The organism is Streptomyces sp. NPDC026500 (assembly GCF_055567635.1).
The window spans coordinates 523051-543028 of record NZ_JBVHQB010000003.1 but is presented as its reverse complement, the minus strand read 5'-3'; the positions used below and the strand labels follow the sequence as shown (position 1 = coordinate 543028).

19 protein-coding genes and 1 pseudogene are annotated in these 19978 nt (G+C 68.9%); 8 read left to right on the top strand and 12 right to left on the bottom strand.

The features are described 5' to 3' along the window. Positions 1–5 precede the first annotated feature (5 nt). The 3 genes from ligD to ACZ4N5_RS08210 form a co-directional block, all read right to left on the bottom strand. Positions 6–350: a non-homologous end-joining DNA ligase LigD gene (ligD, locus tag ACZ4N5_RS08220; RefSeq protein ID WP_467756277.1), complete on the bottom strand. Its 345-nt coding sequence runs from the start codon at positions 348–350 to the stop codon at positions 6–8. Beyond that, positions 347–709, bottom strand: coding sequence for a DUF6479 family protein (locus tag ACZ4N5_RS08215; protein ID WP_467756276.1), 363 nt, complete (start codon positions 707–709; stop codon positions 347–349). Before ACZ4N5_RS08215 ends, ligD begins: the two co-directional genes overlap by 4 nt. Positions 710–1307: 598 nt before the next feature. Beyond that, a complete protein-coding gene (locus tag ACZ4N5_RS08210; protein WP_467756275.1) occupies positions 1308–1484 on the bottom strand; it encodes a CsbD family protein in 177 nt (58 codons plus the stop codon). A gap of 1495 nt (positions 1485–2979) precedes the next feature. Here ACZ4N5_RS08210 and ACZ4N5_RS08205 point away from each other — a divergent pair. Further along, complete coding sequence (locus tag ACZ4N5_RS08205; protein ID WP_467756274.1) at positions 2980–3936, top strand: TIGR03557 family F420-dependent LLM class oxidoreductase; 957 nt, start codon at positions 2980–2982, stop codon at positions 3934–3936. Positions 3937–3976: 40 nt separating this feature from the next. Next, complete coding sequence (locus ACZ4N5_RS08200) at positions 3977–4606, top strand: cysteine hydrolase family protein (RefSeq protein ID WP_467756273.1); 630 nt, start codon at positions 3977–3979, stop codon at positions 4604–4606. Positions 4607–4717: 111 nt separating this feature from the next. On the opposite strand, the gene ACZ4N5_RS08195 is transcribed toward ACZ4N5_RS08200, so the two are convergent. The 3 genes from ACZ4N5_RS08195 to ACZ4N5_RS08185 form a co-directional block, all read right to left on the bottom strand. Continuing rightward, positions 4718–4873, bottom strand: coding sequence for a hypothetical protein (locus tag ACZ4N5_RS08195; RefSeq protein WP_467756272.1), 156 nt, complete (start codon positions 4871–4873; stop codon positions 4718–4720). 399 nt (positions 4874–5272) lie between these two features. Next, positions 5273–6163 carry a copper resistance protein CopC gene (locus tag ACZ4N5_RS08190; protein ID WP_467756271.1) on the bottom strand — a complete coding sequence of 297 codons (891 nt, stop codon included), beginning with the start codon at positions 6161–6163 and terminating at the stop codon, positions 5273–5275. A 104-nt stretch (positions 6164–6267) separates the two neighbouring features. Next, positions 6268–6438 (bottom strand): hypothetical protein, encoded by a 171-nt coding sequence (locus ACZ4N5_RS08185; protein WP_467756270.1) that lies wholly within the window; start codon positions 6436–6438, stop codon positions 6268–6270. A 460-nt stretch (positions 6439–6898) separates the two neighbouring features. Between ACZ4N5_RS08185 and ACZ4N5_RS08180 the strand changes: the two genes are divergently transcribed. The 3 genes from ACZ4N5_RS08180 to ACZ4N5_RS08170 are packed head-to-tail and all read left to right on the top strand — an operon-like array spanning position 6899 to position 9146. Further along, positions 6899–7963, top strand: a complete 1065-nt coding sequence (locus tag ACZ4N5_RS08180) for an aromatic ring-hydroxylating dioxygenase subunit alpha (protein ID WP_467756269.1) — start codon at positions 6899–6901, stop codon at positions 7961–7963. Beyond that, a complete protein-coding gene (locus ACZ4N5_RS08175) occupies positions 7960–8214 on the top strand; it encodes a hypothetical protein (protein WP_467756268.1) in 255 nt (84 codons plus the stop codon). The genes ACZ4N5_RS08180 and ACZ4N5_RS08175 overlap by 4 nt, the downstream gene beginning before the upstream one ends. Next, complete coding sequence (locus ACZ4N5_RS08170) at positions 8211–9146, top strand: PDR/VanB family oxidoreductase (protein ID WP_467756267.1); 936 nt, start codon at positions 8211–8213, stop codon at positions 9144–9146. Before ACZ4N5_RS08175 ends, ACZ4N5_RS08170 begins: the two co-directional genes overlap by 4 nt. On the opposite strand, the gene ACZ4N5_RS08165 is transcribed toward ACZ4N5_RS08170, so the two are convergent. Further along, the gene (locus tag ACZ4N5_RS08165) at positions 9097–9912 is read right to left on the bottom strand and encodes an IclR family transcriptional regulator domain-containing protein (protein ID WP_467756266.1); all 816 of its coding nucleotides are present in this window, start codon (positions 9910–9912) and stop codon (positions 9097–9099) included. The two genes, ACZ4N5_RS08170 and ACZ4N5_RS08165, sit on opposite strands and share 50 nt — an antisense overlap. Before the next feature lie 186 nt (positions 9913–10098). Between ACZ4N5_RS08165 and ACZ4N5_RS08160 the strand changes: the two are divergent. Both ACZ4N5_RS08160 and ACZ4N5_RS08155 read left to right on the top strand, forming a co-directional pair. Beyond that, positions 10099–10473: pseudogene (locus tag ACZ4N5_RS08160) on the top strand (ABC transporter substrate-binding protein); the annotation flags it as partial. Positions 10474–10563: 90 nt separating this feature from the next. Continuing rightward, the gene (locus tag ACZ4N5_RS08155) at positions 10564–11376 is read left to right on the top strand and encodes an ABC transporter ATP-binding protein (RefSeq protein WP_467756324.1); all 813 of its coding nucleotides are present in this window, start codon (positions 10564–10566) and stop codon (positions 11374–11376) included. Here the strand turns inward: ACZ4N5_RS08155 and ACZ4N5_RS08150 are convergent. The 4 genes from ACZ4N5_RS08150 to ACZ4N5_RS08135 are packed head-to-tail and all read right to left on the bottom strand — an operon-like array spanning position 11345 to position 17062. After that, the gene (locus ACZ4N5_RS08150; protein WP_467756265.1) at positions 11345–13522 is read right to left on the bottom strand and encodes a discoidin domain-containing protein; all 2178 of its coding nucleotides are present in this window, start codon (positions 13520–13522) and stop codon (positions 11345–11347) included. The two genes, ACZ4N5_RS08155 and ACZ4N5_RS08150, sit on opposite strands and share 32 nt — an antisense overlap. A 55-nt stretch (positions 13523–13577) precedes the next feature. Continuing rightward, a complete protein-coding gene (locus tag ACZ4N5_RS08145; RefSeq protein ID WP_467756264.1) occupies positions 13578–15179 on the bottom strand; it encodes a glycoside hydrolase family 13 protein in 1602 nt (533 codons plus the stop codon). Positions 15180–15218: 39 nt separating this feature from the next. Next, a complete protein-coding gene (locus ACZ4N5_RS08140; RefSeq protein ID WP_467756263.1) occupies positions 15219–16094 on the bottom strand; it encodes a carbohydrate ABC transporter permease in 876 nt (291 codons plus the stop codon). Then, positions 16091–17062, bottom strand: coding sequence for a carbohydrate ABC transporter permease (locus tag ACZ4N5_RS08135; RefSeq protein ID WP_467756262.1), 972 nt, complete (start codon positions 17060–17062; stop codon positions 16091–16093). The genes ACZ4N5_RS08140 and ACZ4N5_RS08135 overlap by 4 nt, the downstream gene beginning before the upstream one ends. A gap of 155 nt (positions 17063–17217) precedes the next feature. Here ACZ4N5_RS08135 and ACZ4N5_RS08130 point away from each other — a divergent pair, with 155 nt between their 5' ends. Continuing rightward, complete coding sequence (locus tag ACZ4N5_RS08130; protein ID WP_467756261.1) at positions 17218–18429, top strand: RNA-guided endonuclease InsQ/TnpB family protein; 1212 nt, start codon at positions 17218–17220, stop codon at positions 18427–18429. A gap of 25 nt (positions 18430–18454) precedes the next feature. On the opposite strand, the gene ACZ4N5_RS08125 is transcribed toward ACZ4N5_RS08130, so the two are convergent. After that, positions 18455–19804 carry an ABC transporter substrate-binding protein gene (locus tag ACZ4N5_RS08125; protein WP_467756260.1) on the bottom strand — a complete coding sequence of 450 codons (1350 nt, stop codon included), beginning with the start codon at positions 19802–19804 and terminating at the stop codon, positions 18455–18457. Positions 19805–19978: the final 174 nt, after the last annotated feature.

The following is a 19978-nucleotide window of genomic DNA, read 5'->3' as shown; positions in this document are numbered from 1 at the left end:
TCCGGTCAGCGCAGCCGGTCGAGCCGGCGCCGTGCGCCGCCGAGCGAACGGCCCCGCCGGAACGCGTCCTGCCACGGGTTGACTTCGAGGCGCGCAGAGATGTCCCGCAGGGTGAAGCCGCGCGCTCCGACGGCGCCGTCCTCGACCTCCGTCCAACTCACCGGGGCGGCGACCGGAGCCCCGGGATGCGCGCGGACCGCGAAGGCAGCGACCGCGGTCCGGGCGTAGGCGTTGCGCTGAATGTCCAGATGGAGCCTCTTCTCGCGGGCCTCTTTGCGGACCTCGGTCGTCAGGCTGTCGGGGTGACCGCCGGCCTTGAATTCCTGAGATTCAGCCGATGCCGGGCTCATGTGTTTCCCGGGCCACCGCTGCCGAAGGAGTCACGCGATTCCGAACTCCAGCGCGGGCGGGCCTGGTCCTCGCTGCGCCTGCTGCCGGAACCGTGGAGCTCGTGCTGCGTCAGACGCTCGCGCCCGTCCGTGGCCACCTCATCCGGCTCCCGCACCTCCGATGTTTCGTAGGTGGGTCCGCTCTCCGGCATCCGGGGATGCTCGTGCGGCTTGGGGGGATCGGACTCCCGTCGGCGCACCGCGATACCGAGCCGGACGGCCCACACCAGGGCCGCCACGACGACAAGGCCTCCGATGAACGCACCGAGAGCGCCGACCGCCGCGTTCGACATGGCCGTTTCGAAGTAGGTCGGGTTCATGGGCGACGAGTACCCCGTCCCCTGATTTGAATACGGATCTCGCGCCCCCACGCGCCGAAGGCAGGCCCGCCGGAGCCCTGCGCCAACCTGCCCACGGCCGCGCCCCAAGCCCCAAGCCCGCTCATGAACCGCACATCAGACCTCGGGTGTGTCAGTTCAGGAAGTGTCATGAATCAGGCTCTGCCAAGATTTCCGTAGCGGTGATCGACCTTGCGGACCACTTCTGGTCGTTCACGGAATGCTGGGACGGCTGGCGCGGCGTACGCATCGGCTCTCCCGTCGTCGTCGGGGCGGGGGGTCCCTCCCAGGCTCTTGATGCTCAGGGGGGAGACAGCTGCCGAGGGACGACGTTGGCCCTCGGCCTCGGCGGGTGGCCCGTCGTGGCAGGCTGGCGACGTGTGATGTCGAGTTGACGGTCCTGCTTCCTCGTCCGGCTTCGGTGCTGGTCGCGACGGTGGAGGCCGACGAGTGGTCACCGCCCTTGGCGAGGTTCGGCCTTCACCATGCCGGGGCGGATGAAGGCGCCCCCGGCGCCATGCCGGACAGCACGGTCCCGGCAGCCAACGGGGAGGCGGCTGCCGGGATCGGGCGTGATAGGTCACTTGGGTTTGATCGCGTCCTTGGTCTTCCCCTTGGCCGCGCGCAGGTCGCCCCTGGACTCCTCGGCCTGTCCCTCTGCTTTCAGGGACTCGTTGCCCACCGCGTTCCCGGCGACCTTCTTGGTCTTGCCCTTGGCCTGCTCGACCTTGGCTTGAGCCTTCTTGTCCGTAGCCACAACCGCTCACGCCCCTGTCCTGCTACAGAAAACCGTCCACTCGTTGGGTCACCCCGCGGTCCGCTCCTAAACCTGAGATCTTCCTGGCTCTGGAATGGGCGGGATCCGAAGGGTGGGCACCGGTCTGACCAAGCACACGGGTCGGCCATGGACCTTGACACCGCGGGTGCTCGGGGTGGACGACTTCGCACTGTGCAAGGGCCCCAAACACCTACGGCACGATCCTGGTCGACATCGAATCCCACCAGCCCGTCGACCTGTTGCCGGACCGCGCGACGTCGGCGGCCGCCCAGTAGCTCGCCGACCATCCCGGGCGTCCGCGGGGCGTCAGCGCCGGGAGAACGGATGCAGGCAGCCGAGCTGTTCGAGCAGAGGATCAAGCCGCCGGAGGTCGCGGGGCGGCTGCGAGTGAGCCGGAAATCCGCCTATGAGTAGCCGAGACAGACGCCGCCTTACCGTCCGGCAGTAAGCCCGGCGGACCATCACCAGGGCCGGTCCGGGTGCGGGGCCCCCGGACCGATGATCCTTTCCGACATTTGCCGGACTCTGAACCTGCTACACCAGCGGTACGCCCCGCTCCCACAGCCCAGCACAACACGGAAGCCAGACTGGGCTGCTATGTCATGTTTTCTGCGCACTAGACGGGGCACTCGCGCGGCGTCATGTCCGGCGCGGGGAGCCACCCCGCAACCCGCGACGAACGAGAGGCGCCGCAATGGCGAAGACAGCGAAGCAGCCCCCGCAGGGGCCAGGGCCGCGCAAATCCGAGGGAGAGCGTCAGTTGCGCTGGGGTCCGTCCGTGAACGACGAGCCACAGCAGCCCAACCCCAGCGCCCACCGCTCCTTCCACCCCGACAAATACGCCCCGGAGCCCGACGAGCCCCGCAAGGCACCTACGAAGAAGGAGAAAGAAGCATCAGCAGCGGGCACGCCCTCAGACAGCCTGACCGCTCGCGCCGAAGACCGAGGAAAGTCCGAAGGCACGCACGACACCGGGCGCCACGGAGCGTCCCGCCGCCCCAGCGGCAAAAGAGATGCTTCCGCCTACACCGGCGTCAATCCCGACGACTCACCTGCCGGGGACGGAAGCCGCTGAGGGAAGCCCGTACGGAGCAGCCATCGTGTCGTGGCGCCAACGCTTCGAACCTCAGGCCGCGTTGAGCCGATGCACGCGGCCGTCGTCCCCTCGACTCACTGAGGGTCATCCAGGACAGCGTCGGGGTCGGCGATGCTGGCGGCTTCAAGGAAGACGGTGAGGTCGAGGTCGCTGCATGCAGTGCCCAGGATCTCGTCCCGCCCCCTGCGGCGCAGACTCACTTTCCGACGGCCGGTGCGCGACGGCCGGTGCGCGACGGCCGGTGCGCGGCTCACGCCGTGTGCCCCCACGGGATCGCCTGGGACCAGTCGGCTGGCGGCCTCGTTAGGCCCCCGGCCCGCCGGGTACTCGGCAGCGCGTTCCCGGCGGCCGCGACCACGTGCTTCACAGGGAGAGACGATGCCCGACTTCGGATACTTTCTGTCGTGCGAGGAGCACAGCCCGGCAGAACTCGTCGATCAGGCCCGGATGGCCGAGCAGGCCGGATTCGACTCCCTCTGGATCTCGGACCACTACCACCCGTGGAACGACCGTCAGGGCTCGAGTCCGTTCGTCTGGACGGTGATCGGCGCCCTGTCACAGGCCGTTTCACTGCCGGTCGAGACGGCGGTGACCTGCCCCCTCGTCCGCACGCATCCTGCCGTGATCGCCCAGGCGGCCGCCACCAGCGCGGCCCAGCTGGGCGGCCGCTTCCGACTGGGGGTCGGCACCGGCGAGGCACTCAACGAGCACATCCTGGGCACGCCCTGGCCGGAGGCGTCGGTACGCCTGGAGATGCTGGAGGAGGCGCTCCAGATCATCCGTCAGCTGTTCACCGGCGAGCAGACGAGCCACTACGGCAAGCACTACACGGTGGAGAACGCCCGCCTGTACACCTTGCCCGACGAACCGGTGCCCATCGACGTCTCCGCCTTCGGCCCGCAGGCCGCCGAGGTCGCGGCACGCATCGGCGACGGCCTGATCACCGTGATGCCCGACCCCGCCCTGGTCGAGCGCTTCCGTCGCGGCGGCGGAGGCAACAAGCCGGTCTACGGCGGACTGAAGGTGTGCTGGGGCACGGACCGCCAGGAGGCGCTCCGCACGGCGCACCACCTGTGGGCCAACGAGCAACTGCCCGGGGAACTCCCGCAGATTCTGCCCACCCCACGCCACTTCGAACAGGCGTCCGGATTGATCACCGAGGGCCAGGTGTCGGACTCCGTACCGTGCGGCGACGACCCCGACACGCACGCCGAGGCACTGTCCGCGTTCGTCGAGGCGGGATTCGACACCGTCTACGTCAACCAGATCGGCAAGGACCAGCAGGGCTTCTTCCACTTCTACCGCACGAAGGTCCTGCCGGAACGGCGCGGCTGACAGCGCCGAAACACCCAACACCGGACGGACGGCGAAGACCGTGGAGCAGGCCGCGGACACAGACACGGCGGGGCGCGCTCTCGTCGTGATCGACATGATCAATACATACGACCACGAGGACGCCGAGCTGCTCGTTCCGTCCGTCCGCCGGGTCGTGCCCGTCCTGGCGGAGCTGATCGGCCGGGCCCGCGAGGCGGACGTGCCGGTCGTCTACGCGAACGACAACTTCGGGCTGTGGCGCTCACACCACGGAGAACTCGTGGACACCGCACTGGCACGGCCGCATGCCGACCTGATCGAGCCGATCAGGCCCGACGACGAGTCGCTCTTCGTCGTGAAGGCCCGCCACTCCGTCTTCTACGAAACGCCGCTCGCCTACCTCCTGGGGCGGCTCGGTGTCGGCCATGTGGTGCTGACCGGTCAGGTCACCGAGCAGTGCATCCTCTACTCTGCGCTGGACGCACACATCCGCCTTCTGGGGGTCACCGTACCCAGGGACGCTGCCGCCTCCATCCACCCCCATCTGGAGGAGGCCGCCCTGGAAATGATGGAGCGCAACATGGGCGCCCGCATCACCGTGGCGAAGGACATCGACTTCGCCCGCCTGCACACCGACCCGGAGCACGCGCCCGGGCCCAGCCGTGCAGGACATCGACCGCCTTCTCCCTGATGAGCCGTTGACCTCCGTAGCCGGTCGCTGCCGACGACGAGCCGGCCCGGCCCGTCACCCACCCAGCCGCGCGATCCCCGGCGGTCTTCGCAGACGGCGAGGCCGGGAGCGTTAGTCCCGGACGAGGTGGTCGGCCAGGCGGTATGCCTGCGCCAGCAAGTTCTGTACGTCACCAGCGCGCGGGCCGTCGGGCACGGCTCCCGACAGCTGCCGGCGGGCCGCTTGGGGCGCCTGGAGCTCCGGGACCGCCTCGCGGAGTTGCTCCACCGTACGGTCGTCAGAGCCGCCCGGGGCGAACCGGGTCCGACCGTACAACCGGGCCGCGCGCCGTGGGGCGCAGGAAGTCCGCGTAGACGTGGGCGATGTTCGCGGGCGGCCGGGCCCCCTCCCGCTCTCCGCGATTTCCCACATGGTCCGTGCCACCCCCACGGTGGGACGGCGACGTGGTCGAGCACGACAAGCGCATCGTCGTGCGCCTTGCCGTGCGAGGAAAGGAGCCGCCTGCGGCGTCCCCGCGGATTGCCGCGCATGGCCTCCCGGCCCCAGCCGATCGCCGAACGTGCCTGGTCGGCCAGCCGGCCCAGCCGCAGTGCCCGGCCGTGCCAGCTCCCGGCCGCCAGCCCATCCCACTCGCCGTCGGCCACCGCGCCCAGATTTCCCTCCGCCTCACGAGTCGCATCCTTCAGCGCGGAGCGGGCGTCGCACAGGTCCACCGACGGCCGGATCAGCACGTTGACCGCCACCCCGACCACCGCGCCGAAGACCGCCTACGCGATGCGGATGGCTGACGAGACGACATTCACGTGGCCACCCGTCAGCACGCAGGAGCCCTTCGCGGCCGGTTCGAGCATCGCAATGCACTCCACACGGTGCGCCATAGGAAACACGTCGACCGCAGCGCGACTGCACGCCACTGCACGGGTTGCTGCGGCATACCCCCGGGTACGCGCCGCGACGCGCCCGCATGCGGGGCGGCGGGGGCGCTGTCCGGTGTTGCCGGTCGACGGCCGCGTGTGCCGTCCTGGCGCTCCTGACCGTCGGCCCCGCCCCTCGCCGCCTGCGCACGGCGCGAACGCACCCGCTTACGACCGCGACAGCGGCCGCCAGCACGCCCAGCGCCGTGGTGCGGCCGAGTCGCAGGATCGTGTTGTGCCCGCTCGCCTCCGGTACCGGCGGCAGGCTCCGGCCCCGGCAGGCGGGCGGACTAGCGGCGGCCGCGGCACCGTCGACGACCCGGAACTCGAAGTGGTTGGTCTGCGCGTCGCCGTCGCGCGCGACGACCGTATAGGTGAGGGTGTTGACGCCGGTGGGCCGCGAAGCCACGGCGGCGCAGGTGACGGAGCCGTCAATCACGACGGACACTTGGGTGTTGTCGGGTCCGGTCACGCTGACCTTCGGTATGGAGCCGGGCAGCAGGGTGCCGAAGGTCAGCGCGATGACGCTGGTACCGACCTTGGCGCCGGGTGCCGGTGTCGCGTCCTTGAGTCTGGTGTGGGGTGCGTGGGTGTGCCGCCGAGGAACAGCAGCACACCCACGCACCCCAGCAGGGCTGCCCATGCCCTCAGAAGCCGAAGTCGGCGCGTGCCAGCCAGTTGTCCTGTTCGTCGCGGGTGTGGAGCACGACCGCGACCGCACCCTTGCCCGTCTTGCGGGAGTCGTCGTCATCCCCAGCCCGACTTGTCGGCGGTGAACGCCAGGTGCACCTCGTTCGGCGGCATCGCAGGGCCGCCCATCTTGAACTGGAAGTGGTCTCCGCCGTTGTCATCGGAGCAGTGTTTGGCGTGCAGGTGGGCGAGGTAGGCGTCGCCCGGCTTCAGGCCGGTCAGGGACACCGTGGCCGTCCTGCCCTTCGGGCCCTGGGCCAGCCAGGCCGTGGCCCTTGACGTCGTCCATGCCCGCGGGCGCCTGCCGCCGTCGGTACGAGTTTCGCTCTTGGGCTCCGACGACGAAGCGGCCCATCCAAGCCAAACCTCAGTTCGCCCGCATCCGGTGACCACCCCTCGGCAGTCGAGTTCGGCAGCCACCCACGCGCCCGGGCGTCATGACGTCTCGATCAAACCCGGAACGGTTCAATGTCTCGTAAGTTGGAGACCATAGATCGACGCCAGCCCTCAGCGAACACACAGAGCATGGCTGCCACCCTCACTGCGAACGGACATCGACGTCCCACCTCGCATCACACCTCTGAGCAGGCACTTTCCAACCAGCCTTCCGCGAGACGGAAGCGCTGTTGCGCCCCGGTGACGGCCTTCCGGACGATGTCGCCACCACAGACAGACGGGAGCCGCAAAGATGCCGCACACCACCGCTTTCGCCAAAAACCAGTGGTACGTCGCCGCCTACACGTACGAAGTGGGGCGGGAGTTGCTCGGGCGGACGGTTCTCGGTGAATCGCTCGTTCTCTATCGGACCGAGGAGGACGGGACGGCCGTCGCTCTGTCCGACCGCTGTGTGCACCGGCGTTTCCCGCTCTCGGAGAGTCGGCTCGACGGTGACCGGATCGTCTGCGGGTACCACGGGTTCACGTACGACACGACGGGCACCTGCGTGTACGTGCCGGGGCAGAAACGGATACCGCGCACCGCCCGGGTCGCCTCCTATCCGGTCGTCGAGCAGGACTTGTTCGTCTGGGTCTGGATCGGCGACCCGGCGCTCGCCGACCCGGCGGCCGTTCCGCGCGCCCCGCACATGGACTCGCGGGACTGGACGACGGTCAGCGGCATGGAACCCATCGACGCGGACTACGGACTCCTCGTCGACAATCTCCTCGACCTGTCGCACGAGACGTATCTGCACGGCGGCTACATCGGCACGCCCGAGGTCGCCGAGACGCCGATCGCCACCGAGGTCGACGAGGGCGCCGGTATCGTGCGCGTCTCCCGGCACATGGACGACGCCGAATGTCCGCCCTTCTACGCCCGCTCGACCGGCATCGAGGGCCGCATCACGCGCTGGCAGGATATCGAGTACCACGCGCCGTGCCTCTATCTGCTGCACAGCAGGATCGCGCCGGTCGGCGTCCTGCCGGAGCCGGACGGCAGTGACCCGAACGCCTTCCACACCGAGATCACGTACGCCATCACGCCGTCCGGCGACGGCAAGGTGTACGACTTCTGGGCGGTGTCCCGCGACTTCGCCCGCTCGGACGACGAAGTCACCGTCTTCCTGCGGGACTTCAATCACACCGTCGTGATGCAGGACGTCGACGCGCTCAACCTCCTCCAGAAGACCCTCGCCACCGAACGCGACGGCTACCAGGAGCTGAGCATCAACATCGACACGGGCGGTCTCGCGGCCCGGCGCATCCTGGCCCGCCTGGTCGAGGAGGGCGACAAGCCGATGGAGAAGGTGCGGTGACCGGTCCGACCGGCGAGATCTACCGCGTCGACTGGCTCCCGGGCACCGATGTGCTGCACGGCACCTGCCACTGCGGCGCCGAGCACACCGCACAGGACCCGGTCGCGATGTGGGAGTGGATGCTCGCCCATCCCGAGGGACACGAGCCACGGTCCGCCGGCCAGGCGCCGCACGGAAGAGGGAGCGGGAGCGGGTACGAGTACGGGAACGGAAACGGTGGCGGCCTTGGATCGCGGGGAAAGGGCTCATGACCTTGTACGAAGCCGAACTCGTCGTCGAACGGCGGGACTTCGTCGCCGACGGCGTGCTCGCCCTGACCCTGCGGCATCCGCTCGGCGCCCAACTCCCTTCCTGGGAGCCGGGTGCCCACATCGATGTCGTGCTCGGGCCGGAGCTGGAGCGGCAGTACTCCCTGTGCGGTGACCCGGCGAACCGCGGGGCGTGGCGGATCGCGGTGTTGTGCGAGCCGGACGGGCGAGGTGGATCGGCCTACGTGCACGCCCAGTTGGGCGAGGGGGACAAGGTCCGTGTCCGGGGTCCGCGCAATCACTTCGCGCTCGCTCCCGCCCCGCGCTACCGGTTCGTCGCGGGCGGCATCGGCATCACCCCGATCCTGCCGATGCTCGCCGCGGCCGAGGCGGCGGGCGCCGAGTGGACGCTGCTGTACGGCGGACGGACCCGCGGTTCCATGGCGTTCACCGAGGAGTTGGGACGGTACGGGGACCGGGTCACCCTCGCTCCCGAGGACGAGTCCGGGCTGCTGGACCTCGCCCCCGTGTCGGACGGGGTTCCCGAGGGAACCCTCGTCTACTGCTGCGGCCCCGGGCCGTTGCTCGACGCGGTGGAGGAGCGCTGCCCGGCCGGGCTGCTGCACGTCGAGCGGTTCCGGCCCAAGGTCCAGGAGGCGGGCGGGGAGGCGGAGTTCGAGGTCGTCCTGGAGCGGTTCGGGCGCACGGTGACCGTCGCCCCTGGCGTCTCCGTCCTCGACACCGTGCGCGCCGCCGGTGTCGAGGTGCTCTTCTCCTGCACCGAGGGCACCTGCGGGACCTGCGAGACGGAGGTGCTCGAAGGGACCCCGGACCACCGGGACTCGGTGCTCACCGATGAGGAGCGGGAGGCGGGCGGGACGATGCTCATCTGCGTGTCCCGCTGTCGCGGGAAACGGCTCGTACTGGATCTTTGACCGCGAGGTCCCGCTCGATCCGCGCGACCGTCTCCAGCAGGTGGGGAAGGAGGTCGCGGCGGACGGATTCGAGGCTGTTGCGGCTGGCGTGCACGGGGATGTTCGCGGCCGCCACGACGGCGCCGTCCCGGTCCCGCACCGGGGCGGCGACCGAGCGCAGGCCCTCTTCCAACTCCTGGTCGACGATGGCGTATCCCTGGCGCCGGGCCCGTCCGAGTTCCGTTTTCAGGAGGTCCGGCGAGACGATCGTGCGCGTGGTCAGGGGGCGCAGATCGGCTCGCTCGAGCCGGGCGTCGATCTCCTCGTCCGTGAGGTGCGCGAGGATCACCCGGCCCACGGAGGTGACATGGGCCGGGAAGCGGGTGCCGACGGTGATCGTCGCCGCCATGATGCGCCGGGTCGGTACCCGCGCCACGTACACGACGTCGTCGCCGTCGAGGACACAGAGCGAGCTCGACTCCCCCACCTGTTCGGCGAGTTGCTTCAGATGCGGCAGGGCGATCTCCGGGAGGGTGAAGCCGGAGAGATAGGCGTAGCCGAGTTCCAGCACGCGCGGGGTGAGCCGGAAGACCCGGCCGTCCGTGTGGACGTAGCCGAGATCGACCAGGGTCAGCAGGAAACGGCGGGCCGCCGCACGGGTCAGGTCGCAGCCGCGCGCGACCTCACTGAGTGTCAGTTCCGGTCGGTCGGCGCCGAAGACGCGGATGACGGCGAGTCCGCGTTCGAAGGATCGGACGAAGTGGGGCGCTCGGTCTGCTGCAGGCATCGTCGCCTCCAGAGGGACTCACGGAGCGCTCTTGGCGCGAGTCGAGAGCGCACTTCGATAACTGTCAACAATATTGTCAGCCAAGGCCATTGGCCCGGCACGGACGGGGTTCTACCTTCGCGCTGAGCACCATTGTGCGGTGTGCGCACAACCTGTCGGAACCCTTTCGTCTGCACAGGAGGAGCCATGCGTCGTCTGCTCGCCGGTATCGCGGTCGGAGCCTTCCTGGTCGCCGCGTCGGCCTGCGGTTCGTCCGACGGCGGTGGCGCCTCGGACAAGAACTCCTCGTCCGGCGGTACCACCACGGTCAAGCTGGGGGTCATCCCCATCGTCGATGTCGCCCCGGTCTATCTGGGCCAGAAGAAGGGCTTCTACGGCAAGCACGGTCTGAAACTGTCGATGACGCTCGCGCAGGGCGGCGCCGCGATCGTGCCGGGTGTCGTCTCGGGCCAGTTCCAGTTCGGGTTCTCCAACGTGACGTCGTTGATGATCGCCCAGTCCAACGGTGTTCCGGTGAAGGCCATCGCGAACGGTGTCGCCTCAACGGGCCTGGCGGGCAAGGACTTCGGCGCCATCACGGTCAAGAAGGGCAGCGCCATCACGTCGGCGAAGGACCTGGCGGTCCCCGTGACGCTCGCGAAAGGGCGGTCCATGCACGCGTCTTTGGTCGTATCCGGCCTGCGGAAGGTCTACGAGGGGTCAGGGCGCCGGGTGGAGGCGGTCCGCGATCTCACCTTCACGGTGGACGCGGGTGAACTCGTCTGTCTGGTCGGCCCGTCGGGCTGCGGCAAGGCCACGCTGCTGAAATGCGTGGGTGGCCTGCTGACCCCGACGGCGGGTGAGGTGCTGCTCGGGGGCCGGCGGGTGAGCGGCCCGCCGCCCGGCATGGCCTTCGTGTTCCAGGAGTACGGGCGCAGTCTGTTCCCCTGGATTCGGGTCGGCGCGAACGTCGAACTCCCTCTGAAGCAGAAGAATCTGAGCAGGGCCCGACGGCGGGAGCTGGTCGTCGACGCACTCGATTCGGTCGGCCTGGCCGATGCCGCGGGAGCCTATCCGTGGCAGCTGTCCGGCGGGATGCAGCAGCGGGTCGCCATCGCGCGGGCCCTGGCGTACGAACCCGAAGTCCTGCTCATGGACGAGCCGTTCGCGGCGGTCGACGCGCAGACCCGCGCCGATCTGGAGGATCTGGTGCGTCGGCTGTGGCGGCAGCGCGGGATCACCATCCTGTTCGTGACCCACGACATCGACGAGGCCGTCTATCTGGGCGAGCGGGTTCTGATCCTCTCGGCCTCCCCCACTGTCGTACAGGAGCAGCTGAAGGTCGATCTTCCCGAGGAGCGGGACCAGTTGCACACCCGGGTCGCCCCGCGCTTCGCCGAGTTGCGGACCCATGTGTACGAGCAGATCCAGGCGGCGAACCGCGGGGAGTCGGTCACGAGGACAGATACGCCTCCACCTCGCTGAACTGACCGGCCGGCCAGCCGGTGTTGGCGGTGACGTTCAGCCGGAGGTAGCGCAGGCCCGTGCCGGCCAGCAGCGCGATCGTCACCGTGTTGCCGGTCGCCGGGTCGAATCGGTAGCCCTGCGAGCCGACCACCGTCGCATAGGACGAGCCGTCGGTGCTGCCCAGCACCGACAGGGTCTGGGTGCGCGCGCCCCAGGCCGACGACGGCGGGAGCTTCAGGACGAGCCGGCGGACCGCCTGCGAGGAGCCGAGGTCCACCGTGATGGCCTGCGGGAAGGCGTTGTTGGTGGACTCCCAGTAGCTGTTCGCGTCGCCGTCGACGGCCTTGCCCGGGGTGTAGACGTCCTGGGAGCCGGTGGCGGTGGCCGGGCGGCCCTTCGCGAGGTTGGCGTTCGGGTCCGGGGGCGGGTTGCCCTGGCCGGGCTGCGGCCAGGCCGAGCAGTCCGACCAGGTGCTGCTCCAGCCGGAGTTGCCGCCGCCGTCGTTGACGGTGAAGGTGCCCGAACCGGCCGGGTAGGGACAGTTGTAAATACCCGCCGAGCCCACGCCGATGGCCTGGACGTTGCTGAACCTCGCCGAGCCCTGTGTCTCGGCCTGGACGACGACCGTGCCGGTGTTCTTGACGGTCGCACCGGTCACGTTGATGTTGCCCGTGGGGTACCCGTGGCCGCCGCCGGAGACGAACTCGAAGGCGCTGTACGGGCTGTCGGTGATCGTGGTGTTGGTGATGTTGACGGTGGCGTTGATCGAGCTGTCGTAGGAGTCGACCCGCAGGGCACCCATCGGGTGGTTCCAGTTCGGGTTGATCGCTCCGGTGCGGACCAGGGTGTTGCCGTCGACGGTGATCGTGCCGGCCAGCGGGGAGAAGGGGTCGAGGAACTTCTGGTTGGAGATGGCCAGGCCGCTGCCGAGGGCGTTGGTGTCGGAGATCAGGTTGTTCCTGACGCTGATGTCCGTGCCGCCGTAGACCGCGATGCCGTTGGCGAGGTTCGGCTGCGAGATGGTGTTGTTCTCGAAGCTGGAGTTGGTGTCAGGGGCGTTCAGCGACCACATGGCGAGCGAGTCGTCGCCCTGGTTGCGCAGGAAGTTGTTGCTCACGCGGACGCCGTGCGCGTTGCCGTGGAGGTTGAGGCCGTCGGCGGTGGTGTCGAGGATGCGGTTGTTCTCGACCACGAGGTTGTCGTTGTTGCCGGTCAGCCACAGGCCGACCTTGAGGTGCTGGAGCCACATCCCGGAGACCGAACTGCCGGGTCCCAGCGCGCCGTTGACGAAGTTGTCGGGGTTGGAGTCGACGCGTTCGGTGACCTCGCCGATGACGGCGAAGTCCTTGAGGTGGACACCGCCCGAGGAGCTGCTCTGGTCGATGAAACGCGAGGTGTGGACGACGGAGTACCAGCTGCCGGCGCCCTGCAGCGTCACGTTCTGGACGCCGTTCAGCGAGGACGTCACGCGGTAGTCGCCCGGCGGAATCCACACCACGCCGCCCTGGGCGGCGGAGATCGCGTCCCGGAAGGCCTGGGTGGAGTCGCCCTGGCCGCTGGGGTCCGCTCCCTTGTCGGTGACGGACACCGAGCCGGCGGGGCGGGCCGCGGCAGCGCCGACCTGCTCGAAGTCGGCGACGTCGAGGGTCGCCTGGGTGGAGGTGGCCTGCAAGGCGATCTTGTCGCCCGCCTGTACGTTCTGGCCGAGCAACAGACGTGCGTTGTCGAAGAAGTGGTGCTGCTTGGCGCCGGCGATCCAGGACGTGTCCACGTAGGAGTACTTGGAGGTGACGGCGAGCGTCTTGGAGATCTTCGTGCCGTTGACGTACACGTCGAGGGTGCCCGACTGGCCGTCGGCGACGCTGTAGGAGACATTCACCGCGTTGGCCGCGCGGGGCGCCGTGAACTCGACACGCCGGCCCGCCGAGAGGCGTACGGCCTGTCGTCCGGAGGCTTCCGAGGCGAGGGTGCCCTGCGTGTAGTCCGGGCCGATCCTGGTGCCCGTGGTGGTGGCGGACTCGGCCTCGACCGAGGTGAAGGGCAGGGTCGCCCCCGCGGCCGCCACCGCGGCGTGGGCGGTGGAGGCGCTGAGCATGCCAGCGGCGAGGGCGACGGCCGCGGCGCACGCCAATGGCATGCGCCTGACAGTTCTGGTGCTGTGCATGTGCTGATCCCTTCATGGTGGGGGTCTGGGGACAGCGCTGTGCGGTCCGGCGGCCTCAGGCGCGCAGCCAGACCGCCGTGTCCGGCGGAAGGAACCCGTCGGCGTCCAACGGGCCGCTGCCACACAGGAGTCGGGAGTGCTCCGGGAGCTCGACCGAGCCGTCGGCCAGATTGACGACACAGAGCAGACCGTCCGTGCGGGCGAAGGCGAGGACGCCCTCCGGTGCGGACAGCCAGCTGAGCGGGCCGTCACCGAAGCCCGGTTCGGTCCGGCGGATGCGGAGCGCGGCACGGTAGAGGCTCAGCATCGAGGTGGGGTCCTCCACCTGGCGGTCGGCGGCGTACGCGGGCCAGCCGGCGGGCTGCGGCAGCCAGGGGTCACCGCCGAATCCGGCGTACGGGGCCTCGGCGGCCCAGGGCAGCGGGACCCGGCAGCCGTCGCGGCCCGGGTCCGCGCCCCCGGAGCGGAAGTGCATCGGGTCCTGGATGCTGTCGAGCGGCAACTCCACCTCGGGCAGACCGAGTTCTTCGCCCTGGTAGACGTACACCGAGCCGGGCAGGGCGAGCGAGAGCAGGGCTGCGGCGCGGGCCCGGCGGGTGCCGAGCGCCAGGTCGGTGGGGGTGCCGAAGGCCTTGGCGGTGAAGTCGAAGCCGGTGTCCGTGCGGCCGTAGCGGGTGACCGTGCGGGTCACGTCGTGGTTGCACAGCACCCAGGTGGCGGGGGCCCCGACGGGGGCGTGCTCGGCGAGGGTCTCGTCGATGGAGGTGCGCAGCCGTCCGGCGTCCCAGGGGCAGGACAGGAAGGAGAAGTTGAAGGCGGTGTGCAGTTCGTCGGGGCGCAGATAGCGGGCGAAGCGCTCGGAGTCGGGGAGCCAGACCTCGCCGACGAAGATGCCGTCGTAGGCGTCGGCGACCGCCCGCCAGGAGCGGTAGATGTCATGGAGCTCGTCACGGTCGACGTACGGGTTCGGGTCGCGGCCCTCGACGAAGTCGGGCAGGTCGGGGTCCTTGGCGAGCAGGGCCGCCGAGTCGATGCGCACGCCCGCCACTCCGCGCTCGAACCAGAAGCGCAGGATGTCCTCGTGCTCCTGGCGGACGGCCGGGTGCGCCCAGTTGAGGTCGGGCTGCTCGGGGGTGAAGAGGTGGAGGTACCAGTCGCCGTCGGGCAGCCGGGTCCACACCGGTTCGGCGGAGCCGGCGAACTGGGACGGCCAGTCGTTGGGCGGGAGTTCACCATATTCGCCGCGTCCGGGGCGGAAGTGGAAGAGGTCGCGCTCCGGGCCGCCGGCCAGGGCCGCCCGGAACCAGGGGTGCTGGTCGGAGACGTGGTTCGGCACGATGTCGACCAGGGTGCGGATGCCCAGTTCGCGGGCCTCGCCGATGAGTTTCTCCGCCTCGGCGAGGGTCCCGAAGGCCGGATCGATGGCGCGGTAGTCGGCGACGTCGTAGCCGCCGTCGGCCAGGGGTGAGAGATACCAGGGGTTGAACCACAGGGCGTCCACGCCGAGTTCGGCGAGGTACGGGAGTCTGGCGCGGACGCCCGCGAGGTCGCCGGTGCCGTCGCCGTCGCCGTCCGCGAAGCTGCGGACGTACACCTGGTAGATGACGGCGGAGCGCCACCACTCGGACTGATTTCGGGCAGGGCGGGGCTGTCCCACGGTGCGTAGCCTTTCGTTCGAGGAGGTCACGTACAGGCGTCAGCCCTTGGTGCTGCCCGCGCTGATCCCGGCGATGATGTGCCGCTGGAACACCAGGAACATCACGACCATGGGGATGCTGGCGATCACCATCGCGGCGATGAGCACGGTCAGTTGGATGTTCTGCGACAGCTGGACGAGGGCCACGCTGATGGGCTGCTTGTCGGTGTCCGAGAAGACCATCAGCGGCCAGAGGAAGTCCTGCCAGACGGCGACCAGGGCGAAGATCGACACGACTCCGAGGACGGGCCGGGACATCGGCAGCACGATCGACCACAGGGTGCGCAGCCGTCCGGCGCCGTCGATCTCGGCGGCCTCCAGGACATCGCGCGGGATCTGGTCGAAGAAGCGCTTGAGGAGATAGAGGTTGAAGGCGTTGGCGACGGCGGGCAGCCAGATCCCGAGCGGGGAGTTGAGCAGGCTGGTGTGGAGGACGGGCAGGTCGGCGACGGTCAGGTACTTGGGGACCACCAGGGCCTGCGCGGGGACCATCAGGGTGGCGAGGATGCCGCCGAGGATCACCTTGCCGAAGGCCGGCTTCAGTTTGGACAGGGCGTAGGCGGCGGCCGTGCAGAAGACGAGCTGGAGCAGCCAGGCACCCGTCGCCTGGACAACGGTGTTCCACAGGTGGGTGGGCAGGTCCATCAGGTCCCACGCGTCGGTGTAGCCGCCGAGGTGCCAGTGGTCCGGTACGAGGGTCGGCGGGGTGCGCGTCACCTCGTCCGGCGACTTCATGGCGCCGGTCACCATCCAGTAGACGGGGAAGAGGAAGGCCAGCGCGAAGAGCAGGACGACACCGCCGAAGACGGTCCAGTAGACGGCTCTGCCGCGCGGGCGGGCCAGGGCGAGCGGGGAGACCAGGGTGCGGGTGCTCATGCGTCCTCCCCTTCCGAGCGGGTCAGCCGCAGGTACAGCGCGGAGAAGACGCCGAGCAGGACGAGCAGCACGACGCTCAACGCGCAGGCCCCTCCGAAGTCGTTGTAGAGGAAGGCGTACTTGTAGATCAGGTAGAGCACCGTGACGGTCTTGTCCTCGGGGCCGCCGCCGGTGATGACGAACGGCTCGGTGAAGACCTGCATGGTGGCGATGATCTGAAGCAGCATCAGCATGAGGATGATGAAGCGGGTCTGAGGGATCGTCACATGCCGGATCCGCTGCAGGATGTTCGCACCGTCCAGCTCGGCCGCCTCGTACAGCTCGCCGGGAATGCTCTGGAGCGCGGCGAGGTAGATGAGGACGGTGCCGCCGAGGTTGGCCCAGGTGGCGACGATGACCAGCGAGACGAGGGCGGTGTCGGCGCCGTTGGACCAGTTCGAGGTCGGCAGGTGCAGAGCGCGCAGCGTCTCGTTGGCGAGGCCCGCTCCGGGGTCGTAGAACCACTTCCACAGCAGGGCGCTGACCACCGGCGGGATCATCACCGGCAGATAGACCACGACTCTGAAGAAGGCCTTCGCGTGCCGCAGTTCATTGAGCACCAGCGCCATCACGAAGGGAACGGCGAAGCCGATGAGCAGGGCGAGCAGCGTGAAGGTGAGGGTGTTGCGCCAGGCGGCGGTGAACTCCGGGTCGTGGAAGACCCGGGTGAAGTTGGCGGTGCCGACCCACTCCCCGCCGCTGCCCGGCGTGTACTTCTGGAAGGCGATCACGATCGCGCGGATCGCCGGGTACCAGGAGAACAAGGCGAAGCAGAGCAGACCGCCGATCAGAAAGGCGTACGCACGTGATTGGTCGGCCAGGCGCCGGCGCCACGATCCCCCGGCCCGGCGCCCGGCCGACCGCGGCACCTCCGGCACGCCGAGGGCGGCCGGAGGGAGCGCTGCGGGGGGCTTCGATGCGGTCTTCATCGAAGACCTTCGGGGAAACCCCGGCCTTCAGGCCGGAGAGGAATCGGATTGCCTGCGGAGCAGGGCAGGGGAAGACGATTCGCCGCCGGGGCGGATCGCCGCTCATCACCGACAGCCCGCAAATGGTCACAATCTGTTGTGATAGTTTGTGAGTCATGGCCACTCACGTGAAGCGGGCGTTCAGGTACCGCTTCCATCCGACGGATGCGCAGGCGGCGGAGCTGTCGCGCACCTTCGGATGCGTGCGCAAGGTCTACAACCTGGCCCTCCAGGCCCGTACCACCGCGTGGTACCAGCGGCGGGAGAGGGTCAACTACAACGCGACCTCGGCGATGCTCACCGCGTGGAAGAAGACCGAGGACCTCGCCTACCTCACCGAGGTGTCCTCGGTGCCGCTGCAGCAGTGCCTGCGGCACCTGCAAGGCGCGTTCACCAGCTTTTTCGAGGGACGGGCGAAGTACCCGCGATTCAAGTCGCGCAAGAAGTCCCGCCGCTGTGCCGAGTACACCAGCTCGGCGTTCCGCTACCGCGACGGCAAGCTCACCCTCGCCAGGATGCGCGAGCCCCTGGACATCGTGTGGTCCAGGCCGCTCCCCGAAGGCGTACAGCCGTCCACGGTGACCGTGTCCCAGGACGCGGCCGGACGCTGGTTCGTGTCGCTGCTGTGCGACGACGCGATCACCCCGGCACCGGCCACCACGGCCGCTGTCGGCATCGACGCGGGGATCACCTCGCTGGTGACCCTGTCCACCGGGGAGAAGGTCACCAACCCCCGGCACGAGCGCCGTGACCGCGTCCGTCTGGCGAAGGCCCAGCGGGAGCTGTCCCGCAAGGCCGGGGGCGACGGCGCGAACCGGGCCAAGGCACGGCGGAAGGTCGCCAGAATCCACGCCCGGATCGCCGACCGGCGCCGCGACTTCCTGCACAAGCTGACCACTCGTCTCGTCCGTGAGAATCAAACGGTCGTGATCGAGGACCTGGCCGTCCGCAACATGGTCAAGAACCGCGGGCTCTCCCGAGCCGTCTCGGACGCGGCCTGGCGTGAGCTGCGAACGATGCTGGAGTACAAGTGCGCCTGGTACGGGCGCGACCTCGTCGTGGTCGACCGCTGGTCCCCGTCCAGCAAGCTGTGCGGGGCCTGCGGCACGATCCGGGCGACACTGCCGCTGAACGTCCGAGCATGGACGTGCGAGTGCGGCACGGTGCACGACCGCGACGTGAACGCGGCGAAGAACATTCTCGCGGCCGGGCTGGCCGTGTCTGCCTGTGGAGACGGTGTAAGACCTCAACGGGAGTCCTCCCGGACGGGGCATTCGTCGATGAAGCAGGAACCCCAGCGGGCGACCGCTGGAACCCCCCGCCTTTAGGCGGGGGAGGAAGTCAAGAACGGTGTCAGCCTCGGGCCAGGATGGAGTCGATCTTGCCGGAGGCGTCCTTGAGGAGCTGGTCGATGTCGGCGTCCTTCTTGGTGAGGACGGCGGACACCGCGGCGTCGAGGACGGAGTAGATCTGCTGGGCCTGCGGGGGCTCGATCTTCATCTGCAGGCTCTGGTTGCCGTCGAGGAAGGCCTGGTAATTGTCCACGGGCACATTGGCGTTGGCCTTCTTGACCTGCTGGTCCTTGGCGTCCGCGGCACCGGTGAACAGACGCGGCTCGGGCAGGCCGACCGGGGCGTTGTTCTGCTTGGCGCGGGCGTAGTCGCCGAGGAAGCCGGATCCGGGCGTCAGGAACATGTGGTCGAGCCACTTGAGGCCGGCCTTGATCTGCTCCGGGGTGTCCTTCTTGTTGAACATGTAGCCGTCGCCGCCGATGAGCGTGCCCTTGCCGCCGGGCATGGGCGCGAGGGCGAGGTCGTTGTAGTTGCCGCCCTTCTCCTTGACGAGGATCGGGATGTTGTCGGGCGCGGAGAGGTACATGCCGAGCTTGCCGGAGCCCATCATCTGCTGGACGTCGTTGATGACCAACAGCTGCTTGCTGCCCATGGAGTTGTCGCCCCAGCGCATGTCCTTCAGGTTCTGCAGGACCGCCTTGCCCTCGGGGGTGTCGACGGTCGCCGTCTTGCCGTCCTCGGCGACGACGTTCCCGCCCTGTGAGTAGAGCTCGGCGGTGAAGTGCCAACCGCCCTGGTTCTGGGCGCTGTAGTCGGCGTAACCGACCGTGCCCTTGCCCAGCGCGGCTATCTTCTTTGCGTCCGCGCGCAGTTCCTCCCAGGTGGCCGGGGGCCTGTTCGGGTCGAGGCCGGCCTGCTGGAAGAGCTTCTTGTTGTAGATGAGGCCCATCGAGTAGCCGGTGCGAGGGACGCCGTAGATCTTGCCGTCCACGGTGTAGATGTCGCGCAGCTGCTGCTGGATGGTGCTGTAGCTCTTGAGGTCCTTGACGTAACTCGTGATGTCAGCGGCCTGGTTGACGTCGACGACGTGCTTGGCGTCGGTGAAGTACGTGTAGAACACGTCCTCCATCTGACCGCCGGCCAGTTTGGCGTCGAAGGTCTTGGGGTCCTGACACGGGAACGCGTCGTGTGCGACGACGTCGATGCCCGGGTTGGCCTTCTCGAACGCCTTGATGTCGGCGTCGAAGAACGAACGGTCGACCTTGGCGCTCTTCGGCGGCTCACAGTTGACCGTGATGCGGGTCTTTCCGTTGGCCGCGTCGTCGCCGCTCGAACCGCAGGCGGCGGCGGTGAGCGCGACGGAGGACGCCATGAGCATGACGAAGGTACGGCGGAACCCGGTACTTCTCATTGGTGGACCCCTTCGGGCTGGAGCGGGGAAGGCCCACGGCGGGCGTGCCGCCGTGTTCTGGCGCCGCACACTCAAGCACCGCCGACATCTGTCCGCAAGATGTCGCGCAGAATCTGTAATTATTTGACAGCGATTGAGGGTGGCGTGGCAGGTGGTTGCAGACCACGACCGCCG

Bases quoted from the DNA above. Each gene is read 5' to 3' on its own strand.
- ACZ4N5_RS08215 (WP_467756276.1), bottom strand. From the start codon at position 709: ATGAACCCGACCTACTTCGAAACGGCCATGTCGAACGCGGCGGTCGGC.
- ACZ4N5_RS08190 (WP_467756271.1), bottom strand. From the start codon at position 6,163: ATGGGCAGCCCTGCTGGGGTGCGTGGGTGTGCTGCTGTTCCTCGGCGG.
- ACZ4N5_RS08125 (WP_467756260.1), bottom strand. From the start codon at position 19,804: ATGAGAAGTACCGGGTTCCGCCGTACCTTCGTCATGCTCATGGCGTCC.
- ligD (WP_467756277.1), bottom strand. From the start codon at position 350: ATGAGCCCGGCATCGGCTGAATCTCAGGAATTCAAGGCCGGCGGTCAC.
- ACZ4N5_RS08130 (WP_467756261.1), top strand. From the start codon at position 17,218: ATGGCCACTCACGTGAAGCGGGCGTTCAGGTACCGCTTCCATCCGACG.
- ACZ4N5_RS08135 (WP_467756262.1), bottom strand. From the start codon at position 17,062: ATGAAGACCGCATCGAAGCCCCCCGCAGCGCTCCCTCCGGCCGCCCTC.
- ACZ4N5_RS08180 (WP_467756269.1), top strand. From the start codon at position 6,899: ATGCCGCACACCACCGCTTTCGCCAAAAACCAGTGGTACGTCGCCGCC.
- ACZ4N5_RS08155 (WP_467756324.1), top strand. From the start codon at position 10,564: ATGCACGCGTCTTTGGTCGTATCCGGCCTGCGGAAGGTCTACGAGGGG.
- ACZ4N5_RS08140 (WP_467756263.1), bottom strand. From the start codon at position 16,094: ATGAGCACCCGCACCCTGGTCTCCCCGCTCGCCCTGGCCCGCCCGCGC.
- ACZ4N5_RS08150 (WP_467756265.1), bottom strand. From the start codon at position 13,522: ATGCACAGCACCAGAACTGTCAGGCGCATGCCATTGGCGTGCGCCGCG.
- ACZ4N5_RS08205 (WP_467756274.1), top strand. From the start codon at position 2,980: ATGCCCGACTTCGGATACTTTCTGTCGTGCGAGGAGCACAGCCCGGCA.
- ACZ4N5_RS08170 (WP_467756267.1), top strand. From the start codon at position 8,211: ATGACCTTGTACGAAGCCGAACTCGTCGTCGAACGGCGGGACTTCGTC.
- ACZ4N5_RS08165 (WP_467756266.1), bottom strand. From the start codon at position 9,912: ATGCCTGCAGCAGACCGAGCGCCCCACTTCGTCCGATCCTTCGAACGC.